Genomic DNA, 12,673 nt, shown 5'->3' on the forward strand with positions numbered 1-12,673 from the left:
CGAGCCCCAGGCGGGGCTCGCCACCACCGGCGTGCCGCAGGCCAGCGCCTCCAGCAGCACATTGGCCCAGCCCTCGCGGCTGGAGGCCAGCACCATCGCGTCGGCCGCACCGTAGTAAAGCGGCAGGCGCGCATGCGGTTGCGGCCCCAGCAGGCGAACGCGGTCGCCCAGGCCGAGCCGGGCGGACAGCGCCTCCAGCCTCTCGCGTTCCGGCCCCTCGCCGAGGATGAGCAGCCGGTGGCCGGGCAGCGCGGCCATCGCCTCGATCGTGAGGTGGTGGTTCTTGCGCGGGATCAGCAGCCCGACCGAGACCAGGGTGGGCCCGTCGAGGCCGAGCGCGGCGCGCGCCGCCGCACGGTCCACCGGCGGGCTGAACAGGCCAAGATCCACGCCGTTGCGCAGCACCGTCACTTTTGCGCGCGGCGCGCCGAGCGCGTGCAGCCCTTCGGCGAGGTCGGCGCTGACGGCGATCAGCGCATCGGCGCGCGCGATGGCATCCTGGATCAGCCGGCGCGGCACGGCGTGCCGGGGCAGCTGGCTGGTGTCGGAGCCGCGCGCGGTGATCACCACCGGCAGGCCGAACTCACGGCCCAGCCGCACCGCCGCGACGCCGTCGGGGTAGAGGTAATGCGCGTCGATCGCATCGAAGCGCCGGCCCGACCGCAGCAGCCGCCGCAAGGCCGAAGCGGCGGCGCGCGCAAGCGTGAAGGGGTTGCTGTACATCCCGAGTCCCGGCGGCGCCAGGAAGCGCGGGTGATGCACCTGCAGGCCATGCCGTTCCTCCGTACCGGGCACGGCCGCGCGCGATGGCGTGCGGCCGGGGAACCAGGGGACCGGGGCGAGGACGGTGCTCTCAGCCTCGCCGCTGGCGACCAGGTGACGAAGCCTGTTCTCGACGAACACGCCATGATTTGGCTGGGCGGGGTTCGGGTACAGGGTGCTGAAGGTCAGCAGCCGCAGGGGCCGGCTTGCGGGATCGCTCGCGGCCCTGCCAGCCATCGGGCTTGTCGTCGGCCGGCTCGTTGTCGTCGAGCATGTCGAAGGGGGAGGGGTAGCGGCCGACGAGCTTGGGGAAGACCGCCCAGAGGCAGAGCCAGATGACGCCGATGAGCATGGCGAGGTAGAGTAGGCCCTGCATCCGCTCTCTCCTGTCCGCGTAGCCGACGCGACGTCGCTCATGTCGCCGCGCCCTTGATCGCGCCCCGCGGCGCGTCCCGCGCCTCGCCCTGGCGCCAGGACGCGGCGCCGGCGATGCCCGGCCTCTGCGTCTCCGCCTGGATCGCCCGCACCGCGATGGTGTGCGCCGCGGCCGTGACGATGAGGATCATCCAGTAGTAGTCCCAGTAGGACAGCGACAGGAACGCGCCGCCGGCCAGGTAGGCGACGATCGAGACCTGCACCATGCGGCCGAGATCGCCGGCCCAGGCCAGGTCGGGGCGGTTCTTCGTGATGCGCATCAGCCGCTGCGCGTAGTAGATCCCCGCCAGCGTGAGGCCGAACCAGACGAAGAAGCCGGGGAAGCCGTGCTCGCCCAGCGGCTCGAAGTAGATGCTGTGCACCGCGCGGGCGCGCACGTCGGGCGCCACCATGTCGATGATGTGCTGGTGGTACATCGCGCGGAAGCCGACGCCGGTGAAGGGCCGCTCGAGCGCGAGCAGCCAGGAGGCCTTCCAGATGCGGATGCGCCCCATGGCCGAGGCGTCGTCCTCGTATTCGAGGATCGTGTTCATCCGGTTCGCCCAGCTGTCGGGCATGAAGGTCAGGATCGCCGCGATGCAGCCGAACAGCACGATGGCGCTGACGAGCTTCTTCTTGCTGCGCCACCACAGCACGCCCGCCGTGGCGCCGAGCGCGAGCAGCGCGCCGCGCGACTGGCTGCCGACCGCGGCCAGCAGCGTCAGCCCCGCCGCGCCGAGCAGCCCGATGCGCACGATGTAGTGCTTCGACTGCAGGCGCAGGTAGTTCATCAGCGGCACCGCCACCAGCAGGGCCACCGCCATGTGGTTGCGATCGCGGATGATGGTGTCCGGCGGGCCCATCACGCGGAAGCCGCCTCCGGTGAGCGCCGTGAAGAAGCCACCCTTGACGCCGTAGAAGCCGATCGCGATGGCCATCAGCCACACCATCGCGTGGATGCGCCGCCGCGTGGTCAGCAGGCTGGCCACCAGCAGCGTCCCGATGATGATCTTGATCGTGGCTTCCCAGCGCCGCCACATCACGTCCTGCGGGCCGATCCCGGTCATCGTGGTCAGCGTGATGATCACCGCGAAGACCACCAGCAGCACGGTGACCGCGTTCGCCTCGAAGCGCTTCGGCTCCTTCGCGATGAGGCAGGCGAAGACCATCGCCAGGAAGATGGTCATCGCGTAGGGCAGGTTTGTCGCGAAGCCCCACACCTCGCGGTGCGGGTTCATGAACGCGATCCAGCTCCACAGCAGCGCGCCCAGGAAGGGCTGCACCAGCGACGGTGCGAGCAGCCCTACATAGACCGCCAGGAAGACGTAGCTGCGCATGCGCGGGGGGTCAGCCGCGCCGCAGCTCGGCCAGCAGTCGTTCGGCCGCGGCGCGTTCGGGGAAGGCGGCGTCGCCGGCCAGCGCGGCGTTCAGCACGGTGATCGCGTCCTGCCGCCGGCCCGCCGCGTTCAGCGCATGCGCATAGCGGTAGATCTTCCCGGGGTCGGGCCCCTGGCCGCCCTGACGCGGCGCATTCGCCGACTGGCGCAGCAGCACCAGCGCACGATCCAGGTCGCCGGTGCGCGACAGGATCCAGCCGAAGGTGTCCGCCGTCTCCGCGCCCGGCATCAGGAAATAGGCCCGCTCCGACATCGCGCGCGCGCGGGCCAGATCCTCCGGCCTGCCGCGCTCCTGCAGCATCCAGGCCAGGTTGTTCAGCGCCACGGCGTTGTCCGGCGAACGCTCGACCAGCTGCGTCAGCCGCCGTTCGGCCGCGTCGTTGCGGCCCGCCGCGATGTCGAATTGCGCGGCGAGGTTCAGCGCATCCACGTCCTCCGGCTCGCGCGCCAGCCAGGCGTCCACCACGGCGAGCGCCGCATCGGCCTGCCCGGCCGCGCGCAGCGCCGCCGCGCGGCGCAGCGCGAGCGTCGAGGACGGTGCGTGCTCCGCCGCCGCCGCATAGGCCGCGGCCGCCTCCGTCCAGCGCTGCGCCGCGAACAGCAGGTCGCCGCGGAGCGTCAGCGAGGCGGGCTGCATCGCCACCGTGCCCGCCATGCGGTCCGCCAGCTGCAGCGCGTCATCCAGGCCGCGCGTCTCGCGCACCAGGGTGATCAGCAACTGCTGCAGCGCCCCGTTCGAGGCCTGCGTGCGCAGCGCCTCCTGAAGCATGGTTTCCGCCCCGCGCTGGTCGCCGTTGCGCATCATCAGCGCCATGAGCTGCCGGCGCGCCGGCAGGAAGGCCGGATCCTCCGCGAGCGCGGCGCGCGCGGCCTGCTCCGCCTCCGGCCAACGCCCGAGTGCGGCGAAGACCTGGGAGCGGGTCATCGGCAGCTGCGGGCCCTGGCCCGCGCGGCGCAGCTCCGGCGTGTCCACCACCGACAGCGCCCGCTCGGGCTGGCCGAGCGCGCCGAAGGCAGCGGCCAGCGTGATGGCGAGCTGCGGCTCGGTCGGGGCTGCGGCCTGCGCCGCCTGCAGCACGATCAGGGCGGCCTCGGCCCGCGGCGGGCCGGCCGTCACCGTCGCCAGCAGGCGTCCCATCGCCTCCGGATGGTTCGGGGCGCGGCGCAGCACCTCGCCGAGCAGGCGCTCGGCCTCCTCGGGGTTGCCCTGCGCCGTCGCGACCCGCGCCAGGCCGAGCCGCGCGCCGACGCTCTCGGGGTGGTTGCGCAGCACCTCCTCGAAGGCGCGGCGTGCGGCCGGCACGTCGAAGCGCGCCATCAGCAGCAGGCCTTCCAGCGTGCCGGCGGCCTCGCCGCGGCGCTGCTCCGGCGTCAGCCGGTCGTATTCGGCCTGCGCGCCGGTGATGTCGCCGCGCGACAGGGCCGCAATCGCCAGCAGCTCCCGCGCGCCCGACTGGTCCGGCGAGAGCCGCAGCGATTCCGCCGCCGCCGCGCTGGTGCCGCGCGAATCGCCCAGGGCGAGCCGTGCCGCGCCCAGCCTCGCGCGGATCGCCGGGTCGTTCGGCGCCAGCTCGGCGGCGCGGGTGAAGGCGATCACCGCCTCGCGCGGGCGGCCGGCGGCAACATGGGCGCGGCCGAGCATGTCCATCGCCTCGGCATCCGCCAGGTTGCGCTGCGCCAGCCGGCTCAGCGTGGCGGCGGCGGCATCGGGCCGGTTGCCGTCCATCTGGAGCGTCGCGAGCAGCTTCGCGCCGCGCGGATCGTCGGGGCGCCGCGCGACGTAGCGCTGCGCGGCATCCTCCGCCTGGCCCGGCTGGTTCAGCGCGCGCTTCACGGTGGCGAGCAGCAGCAGCCCGTCGCCGAGGTTCGGCAGGGCTGCGCCCATGCGGGCGAGGGTCTCGTCCGCCGCCCGCCAGTCCTGCAGCCGCACCTGCAGCAGCGCCGTGAGGTAGGTCGCGGCGGGATGCGTCGGGAAGATGCGGATCGCGGCGTCGATGTCTGGCCGCGCCCGCGCTTCCTGGCCGGTGCGGATCAGCAGCTCGGCGCGCAGCACCCGCGCCCCCACACTGCCCGGTGTGCGCGCGATCAGGCCGTCGAGCGTCGCGATCGCGGCCGAGGCCTGCCCGCGCTCCGCCTGGAAGGACGCCTTGCGCAGCAGCGCCTCGGGCGATTGCGGATCGGCCTGCAGCGCGCGGTCCACCGCGGCCTCGGCGCCGGCCCGGTTGCCGGCGGCGGCTTCCACCGCGGCCATCGCGAGATGCGCCTCCGCGACATCCGGCGAGAAGCCGATCGCCGCTTCCGCCGCCGCCCGTGCGGGGTCGAGCTGATTGAGGCCGAGCTCCGCCAGGGCGCGCGCCGCACCCACCTGCGCGGCGAGTGCCGGCGGCTGGTCGGGTTGCGGGAAGTCGCGCAGCAATTCGCGGAACCGCCCGCGCATCAGATAGGTGCGCAGCAGCACGGCGGTCGCCGCCGTCCGGTCGAAGCCGCGTTCCAGCGCCGCGCGCGCCTCGCGCTCCGCGGTGTCGGGATCGCCGAGGTCGATGCTGACCCGCGCCAGGCCCATCCGCACCGCCGCGTTGTCGGGCTGCGCCCGCACGGCGTTGCGGAACTCGATCTGGGCGGCGCGCAGGTCGCCGCGCGCCTGGGCGGCCTCGGCGCGCTGCAGCGGCTGGGCGGCGAGCTCGCCGACGCCGAGCCCGAAGACCATCGCGGCGGCCAGCAGCAGGCGGCTGCGATGGGAAGGGGAAGGCGGTGTTGCCATGGTTGCGGCTCCGCTACACGGTATCGGGGTCGGCCGGGGCAAGTGCGCCCTCGGCCCTTTGGCGGGCGGCTGCGAGACCGTGCGTCTCGAGCAGGCTGTAGAGCGTCGGCCGGCTGATGCCGAGCAGCCGCGCCGCGGCGGAAAGGCTGCCGCTGCTGCGCGCCAGCGCGCGCTCGATCGCATCGCGCTCGGCGCGCAGCCGCGCGGTGCGGAGGTCGAGATCGGCGTTGCCGTCGTTGTCCACCGCGGCCGGCGCGATCTCGAGGTCGTCGAGGGTGATCAGCGGCCCTTCCGACATCAGCGCCGCGCGGCGGACGCGGTTTTCCAGCTCGCGGACATTGCCGGGCCAGCGATGCGCCGCGATCGCCTCCGCGGCCGCGGCGTCGAAGCCGCGCAGGCGCCGGCCATGCTCGCGCGCGAACTTCGCCAGGAAGAAGCGCGCCAGCAGCAGCGCATCGCCCACCCGCTCGCGCAGCGGCGGGATGCGCACCGTCACCGCGTTCAGCCGGTAGAGCAGGTCGCCGCGGAAGCGCCCGGTCTCGGCCTGTTCCTCGAGCGGCTGGTTGGTGGCGGAGACCACGCGCACATCCACCCGGATCGGCGTGCGCCCGCCGATGCGCTCGATCACCTGGTCCTGCAGGAAGCGCAGCAGCTTGGCCTGCAGCGCCACCGGCATCTCGCCGATCTCGTCGAGGAACAGCGTGCCGCCATTGGCGGTCTCGATGCGGCCGGCGACCTGGCGCACGGCGCCGGTGAAGGCGCCTTTCTCATGGCCGAACAGCTCGCTCTCCAGCAGCGTCTCGGGGATCGCGGCGCAGTTCAGCGCGACGAAGGCCTTGCCCGCGCGCGGGCCCATCTCGTGCAGCGCGCGCGCCAGCGCCTCCTTGCCGGTGCCGCTCTCGCCGAGCAGCAGCACCGGCACGGCGACGCCGGCCAGCCGCTCCACCGTGCGGCAGACCTTCAGCATGCCCTCGTCGGCGGTGATGAGGCCCTGGACCGGCGAGGATTTCGGCGCGCTGGCGAGGCGCTGGTTCTCCTCCTCCAGCTCGCGCAGGCGCAGCGCACGCTCGATCACCGTGCGCAGCACCGCGACATCCACCGGCTTCTCGCAGAAATCATAGGCGCCGAGCGCCACCGCGCGCAGCGCGTTCTCGCGCTGGCCCTGGCCGGAGGCGACCACCACCGGCAGGTTCGGCGCCCCGGCCCGCAGCATCTCGAGCGTGGCGAAGCCCTCGCTCACGCCTTCGGCGTCCGGCGGCAGGCCGAGGTCGAGCAGCACCGCATCGGGCTGCTCGCGCTTGGCCATCGCCTCGGCCTGCTTGCGGTCGTTGGCGACGACGACGCGGCAGTTCGGGAAGGCCCAGCGATACTGGGCGCAGAGACCGGGATCGTCCTCGACGATCAGGAGCTTCGGCTTGCTCATGCGGCGCCCCGCATCACGCTGGCGGTCGCGGCCACGGTCGCAGCAACGGGCGCGGCGCCACGCGCGGGCAGCACGATCCGCATCGTCGTCCCGGCGCCGGGCCGGCTCAGCACGGTGAGCTCGCCGCCGGCCTCTCGCAGCAATTCGCGCGCCTGCCAGGCGCCGATGCCGCTGCCCTGCCGCTTCGAGGTGCTGAGCGGGCGGAAAAGCTCGTCCCGCACGAACTCCGCCGACATTCCCGGCCCGCGATCGGTGACCTCCACGACGATGTGCGATCCTTCCTGGCTCACCACCACGCGGACCGGCTCGCCGGGCGGCGAGGCGTCCGCGGCATTGTTCATCAGATGCCCGATCGCCGTGTCGAAGCGCGACGCCGCGATCGCCGCCATAGCCGGCATGTCCTGGCCGGCGACCTCCACCGGATAGGGCTTGGCCGCGGCCAGGGCACGCAGCCGCTCGAGCGGGGCGATCGCCTCCGCTGTCCCTTCCGGCACGTCGCCGGGCTGCCCCAGCCGCGCGATCAGCGCATTGATGCGCGCCGTGGAGGCCCGGACCGTCACCAGCATGTCGTGCTGGAACTCCGGGTCCGCAAGGTTCTCCTCCGCATTGGCGAGCAGCAGCGAAAGCTGGCTGGACACGGTCTTCACATCATGCGCCACGAAGGCGAAGCGCTTCGCATAGTCAGCCAGGCGCCGCTCGTCCACCAGCCGTTCGGCCGCGCGTCGTTCCGCCAGGAACATGGCGACCTGCCGGCCGAGCATGCGCAGCAGTTCCGTCACCTCGCGGTCGAGCTTGAAGGGCGCCCGCGGCGGCGCCAGCAGCACCACGCCGCCCAGTCCCTCCCGGCCGTGCAGCAGCGGCACCGCCAGCCAGAGCGGGCCATAGGCGAGGCGCAGATCGCGCAGCGCCGGGTCCTCCGCCTCCAGGGCGAGCACGTCCTGCCCGGCGCCGAGCCGTTCCACGATGGGATGCTCCGCCCCCAGCGCCTGGTGCTCCGCGGGCAGGTTCCACGACCCTGTCCAGCGCAGCCCCGCCTCGCCCGGGTCGCGCTGCAGCAGGATGCCCGCCGGGCTGTCCACCACATCGGCCACCACGCGGATCGCCCGCTGTTCGGGGGCCATCGGCTGTTCCGCGGCGGACAGCGCCGCCACGGCGCGCAGCCACTCCCGCCGATAGTCGTACCGCGCGGTGAAGAAGTGATCCACGATCAGGCTGCGGATGCGCGAGCGCACCGTGCCGGAGGTCAGCGCCACCGCCAGCGCGATCAGCGCCACCGCGAGCAGGCTGATCTGCGCCGTCGCGCCCCAGGCAAGGTCGAGCCAGCGCAGGATCTCGCCCAGCGCGCCGACGGCGAGCAGGAAGGCGCCGGCCACCACCAGCGTCGCGCCGTGGAACACCACCTGGCGGGAGACGGGCGGATCGCGCCGCCAGCGCGCGTCGCGCACCGCCGCGACCGCGAGAAGCGGCGTCACCGCCGCGGTCAACGCCGCGCGGGCGTCGAGCAGCGGCACCGAGACCTGCTGCGACAGCGCCGCCTCGGCATAGACCAGCACGTCATAGGCGGAGAGGCCGCCGAGCACGATCGCCGGCAGGCCGACATGCCAGCGCTCGGCCTCGCCGGCGGTGCGGAACAGGTTCTCCGCCATCAGCACCACGAGCAGCGCCAGCATCAGCCGCGCCAGCGTGCCGAAGGCGCCGAGGCCGGAGGCGAATTCCGGCGTGCCGCGATCGAGCAGCGTGACCAGCATGGCGATGGCGGCGCCACCCGCGGCGGCAAGCGCGATGGCGGGCATCAGCGCGCCGGCGCGCCCGCCGACCACGCGGCGGAAGAAGAAGCCGAGCACCAGCAGCCAGACCACCCAGCGCCCGGTCTCGGTGGCGGAGGCCAGCCGCAGCGCCCATTCCTGCCCGCTGTGCAGGGCAAGGGCGTAGCTCGCGGCCCAGAGCGCGGCGATGCCGCAGGCCGCTGCCAGCAGCCGCGCCGCCGTACCCCGCCCCGCCGCAAGCACGAGCGCGGTCCACACCAGGCAGACCGCGGCCGAACCGGCATGCAGGACGAAGGAGGCGGCGCTCACGGCCCGCGCTTGTGGCCCGCCCGGCCGGCGCCGCGGTTCATCGCGAGCCCTCCTGGAAGAGCACGACGCGCACCGTCGCGACCAGGATCAGCAGGTCCAGGAAAAGGCTGCGTCGGCGCACGTAATAGAGGTCGTAGGCCAGCTTCATGCGGGCATCTTCCACGGAAGCGCCGTAGGGATAGTTAACCTGCGCCCATCCGGTGATGCCTGGCTTCACCACGGCGCGGTCGTTGTAGTGCGGGATGATCCGGCCGAGCTGCTCGACGAAGGCCGGCCGCTCCGGCCGCGGGCCGACGAAGGCCATGTCGCCGCGCAGCACGTTCAGCACCTGCGGGATCTCGTCGATGCGCGTCAGGCGGATGATGCGGCCGACGCGCGTCACGCGGTCGTCGCGCCGGCTGGCCCAGACGGGCGCGCCGGCGGCCTCGGCGTCCTCGCGCATGCTGCGGAACTTGAACAGCGTGAACACGCGTCCGCCGCGGCCGACGCGCTCCTGGCGGTAGAAGACCGGGCCGGGGCTGTCGAGCCGGATGGCCAGCGCGGTGATCAGCAGCAGCGGCAGGGTGGCGAGCAGCAGCACGCTGCCGAGCAGGATGTCGAAGCCGCGGCGGAACGCGCCCTCGACCGGACCTTCCCGCATGCCGTTGGAGCGGGCAAGCCAGCCCGGCGGCAGCCGTTCGATGTCCACGCGCGCCAGATGATGCTCGAGGAACTCGGGCTCGCCCAATCACCCGGATTCCGGCGGAATGCAGCGCGCGGGCGACCTGCGCGGGCAGGTTCCCCGGATCGCCGGCGATCACCATGCGGATGCGTTCCGCGCGCAGCCGCGCCGGATCCAGCAGCGGCTCAAGATCGGCGGCGGGTGCGACGTCCAGCACCACCTGGAACCGGCCGTTCGGGCCGAGCGCCCCCTCGGCTTGGTCCAGCCGGAAGGGGCCGCCCGCCGCGGTCCGCACCACCGCCACGCGCTGCGCCAGGCGGCCGCTGCGCCGGGCCGCCGCGAAGCCGAGGCGCGTGGTGACGACGGCGCCGACCACCGCCAGCGTGACGCCGACCAGATGATTGCCGAGCTGGGCGCCCTCCGCCGGGCTGACCATCGCCAGCACGGGCAGCAGCACCATCATGATCAGCCCCGCCACCAGGACGCCGACCAGCAGCTTCCGCACGCGGGCGAAGGCTTCGGGCTGGTAAAGGCCGGTCGCGCCGCCGATGATGCCGAAGGCCACGGCAACGGGAACGGCCAGCATGCCTCCCTGATCGGCCGGCATGCCCACCTGCAGAACCAGGAGCGCGAAAACGGCGAGGAAGCACAACAACGCGTCCGCTACGTAGAGCAAAAGCATATCGGACCGGACGCTGTGCCCGAACAGGCTTGTCATCCCACAGCCTCCCCACAACCCGAAAGCGAGAACCACGTTTGGTTACGCGTTCTGCGTGCAGAGACCAGGGAGCCAAACTGGCGGACCCCTATCCCTCTGTTTCGCTTTAACAAAATCCTAAGGCCTGATCAAGCTACCATTTTGCGCAGACTGCAAGTTGTCACAAAACAGAGACTTGCTTGCATTGTTGATCGCAGATTTAGGCACGATGGGGCGGGGAGGCCGGACCCGCATGCGCCGCGCGGGCCAGCGATGGAAGGGTAGTTTATGCGCTCGCCCCCCGGACCGGGAGCCTCCCGCGGAGGATCGCCGAAATGTTACGGCGCTCCGGCCGCCCGGTGCTGCGCCGTGTCGCGTCCGCACGGCGCCATGCTGGTCGGCTCCGGCGCGCCCGTGGCCGGCCGGCCCAGAACAAGGCGGAAACAGCCGCGCGCGGCGCCGCCGCACGCCGGTCGCCCCCGCGATGTCGGAGGCAACCCTCCCACCGGGTTGAGCCGCCCGGCGCGTCCTGTCAGGAAGGGCGCCGAGCGAGCCTCGCGGCAGCCCTCCATCGGGCCAACCCGCGCCCGGCTCTGTCAGGACCGCGCCCGCGCCCGATGACCCTCACGGTCCGCCCCCAGCCATTCGAAGGCTTCGAAGCCCTGGGCGAGGCCTGGCGCGCGCTGGAGTGGGCGGTGCCGGCCTCGGTGTTCCAGACCTGGACCTGGGTCGGCTGCCTCGCCGAGGAGCGCTATCCCGATCCCGTGGTGCTGCGGGCCGAGCGCCAGGGCAGCCTGGTCGGCCTCGCCCTGTTCAACCGCCGGCGCGGCGTGCTGCACCTGGCCGAGAGCGGCGATCCGGAGCGCGATCGCCCCTTCGCCGAGCACAACGGCCCGCTGGCGGCCGATGCGGCGGTGGCGGCGGCGCTGCTGCGCGCCGCATGGTCCGTGCCGGGCACGCGCGGCCTGGCACTCGGCGGCGGGCCGCCGGCCCTGGTCGGCGCCGCGGGCGGCGTGGTGCTGCGCCGGCAGGACCGCCCGGCGCCGGTGCTCGACCTTGTCGCGCTCCGGGCGGCAGGCGGCGACCTGGCGGCGCGCCTCAGCGCCAATACGCGCCAGCAGATCCGTCGGTCCGACCGCTTCTACGCCGCCGGCGGTGCGCTGGACCTGACCCGGGCCGGGACCGAGGCGGAGGTGGCGGCCTGGTTTCCGGGCTTCGTCGCGCTGCATGAAGCGACCTGGCGGCGCCGCGGCCAGGCGGGCGCCTTCGCCACCCCGTTCCTCGAGCGCTTCCATCGCAGCCTGATGACGCGCGCACTCGCCGATGGCGCGCTGGACCTGCTGCGCCTGTCGGGCCCGGGCGGGGTTGTCGGCATGCTTTACAACCTGCGCCACCGCGGCGTCGTCTATGCCTATCAGAGCGCGCTGGCCGATCCGGCGGGGCAGCCGCAGGCCAAGCCCGGGCTCTCCTGCCACGCCCGGGCGATCGGCCTGGCGCTCGCGCGCGGTGACCTCGCCTACGATTTCCTGGCCGGCGACCAGCGCTACAAGCTGAGCTTCGCCGATGGCAGCGCGCAGCTGGCCTGGGCGGAGCTTGCCCGGCCATGGTCGCCGCGCGGCCTGCTCGGCCGCCTCCGCGGCTGGGTTGGGCGTCGTTCGGAAGCTCCGGACGCGGCCACGACCGTCGCGCAGCTGTAAGGGTTTCCGACAGCCCGGGCCGGCAGCGCCCGTCCCGGCTGTCCGCTGCATCAGAAGATGCTTGCCCATTGTCATGGATTCTTACAATGTAAGGCGGCCGCGCGGGGCGCCGCTAACAAGGTTTTGAATTCACTTATCAAAATGTGTGGCACTGATTTTGCTCGCTCTACATTCGACGCCTCGTCGCTTCGAAAAGGGGGATTTGATGTCCACGCTCCGCCAGCCCGTCGCAGGGCCCCTCGCGAGGCACCGCGCATGATGGAGGACGGCTCCGGCCTGCCGTTCGACGGCGACGGGCGTGACCCTCTCGGACTACACCTGGAGTGGGCACATGCGCCGGGGTTGGAGGCCGGCCCGCCGAAGCGCGCCACCAACAAGCGCGCGCCCACCGACGCCGACGCCGCGGTCGGGCGCCGCATCCGCGATTGCCGGATCTCGATGGGCATGTCGCTCAGCGACCTGAGCAGCCAGGTCGGCGTCTCCCAGCCGCAACTCTACCGCTACGAATGCGGCCTGACGCGTGTCGCCGCGAGTCGTCTGATCGCCATCGCCGGCGCGCTCGGGGTTTCCATCGAGGCGCTGGTCCGCGGGCAGGAAGCCGGCCCGCCCGGCGCCGGGCCCGCCTGCTCGACCGCCGAGGCCGACCTGCTGCTTCGCGCGTTCAGCAGCATCGGCCAGCCCGAGCGGCGCAGCGCGCTGATCGCGCTCGCCCGCTCCATGGCCGACACCGACCCGGACGCGATCGCGGCGCGCGGGCCCCCCCCCCCCGGCCCCCGCCCCCCCGGG

9 protein-coding genes are annotated in these 12,673 nt (G+C 73.2%); 3 read left to right on the forward strand and 6 right to left on the reverse strand.

Translation table 11 applies throughout. The features are described from left to right. The 6 genes from AC1MIR_RS13615 to AC1MIR_RS13640 all read right to left on the reverse strand — a co-directional run. Positions 1-999: glycosyltransferase (locus AC1MIR_RS13615; RefSeq protein WP_480028685.1), on the reverse strand; the 999-nt coding region annotated here is incomplete at its 3' end. A 176-nt stretch (positions 1,000-1,175) separates the two neighbouring features. Next, on the reverse strand, positions 1,176-2,513 hold the full coding sequence (locus AC1MIR_RS13620) for a putative O-glycosylation ligase, exosortase A system-associated (protein ID WP_480028686.1): 1,338 nt from the start codon (positions 2,511-2,513) through the stop codon (positions 1,176-1,178). Between the two features lie 10 nt (positions 2,514-2,523). Continuing rightward, a complete protein-coding gene (gene prsT, locus AC1MIR_RS13625) occupies positions 2,524-5,334 on the reverse strand; it encodes an XrtA/PEP-CTERM system TPR-repeat protein PrsT (protein WP_480028687.1) in 2,811 nt (936 codons plus the stop codon). Positions 5,335-5,347: 13 nt separating this feature from the next. Then, entirely contained in the window at positions 5,348-6,757 is a 1,410-nt protein-coding gene (gene prsR / locus AC1MIR_RS13630) for a PEP-CTERM-box response regulator transcription factor (protein WP_480028688.1), read from the reverse strand. Beyond that, on the reverse strand, positions 6,754-8,832 hold the full coding sequence (gene prsK / locus AC1MIR_RS13635) for an XrtA/PEP-CTERM system histidine kinase PrsK (RefSeq protein ID WP_480028689.1): 2,079 nt from the start codon (positions 8,830-8,832) through the stop codon (positions 6,754-6,756). The genes prsR and prsK overlap by 4 nt, the downstream gene beginning before the upstream one ends. Positions 8,833-8,869: 37 nt before the next feature. Further along, entirely contained in the window at positions 8,870-9,559 is a 690-nt protein-coding gene (locus AC1MIR_RS13640) for an exopolysaccharide biosynthesis polyprenyl glycosylphosphotransferase (protein ID WP_480028690.1), read from the reverse strand. Positions 9,560-9,578: 19 nt separating this feature from the next. On the opposite strand from AC1MIR_RS13640, the gene AC1MIR_RS13645 reads away from it, so the two are divergent. From AC1MIR_RS13645 to AC1MIR_RS13655, 3 genes are all read left to right on the forward strand, one after another. After that, a complete protein-coding gene (locus AC1MIR_RS13645) occupies positions 9,579-10,475 on the forward strand; it encodes a hypothetical protein (RefSeq protein WP_480028691.1) in 897 nt (298 codons plus the stop codon). A gap of 332 nt (positions 10,476-10,807) precedes the next feature. Further along, positions 10,808-11,887: a GNAT family N-acetyltransferase gene (locus AC1MIR_RS13650; RefSeq protein WP_480028692.1), complete on the forward strand. Its 1,080-nt coding sequence runs from the start codon at positions 10,808-10,810 to the stop codon at positions 11,885-11,887. Positions 11,888-12,142: 255 nt separating this feature from the next. Continuing rightward, positions 12,143-12,673 (forward strand): helix-turn-helix domain-containing protein (locus AC1MIR_RS13655; protein WP_480028693.1); only part of this gene is annotated, 531 nt, incomplete at its 3' end.

Source organism: Falsiroseomonas sp. RANM36 (assembly GCF_056682175.1).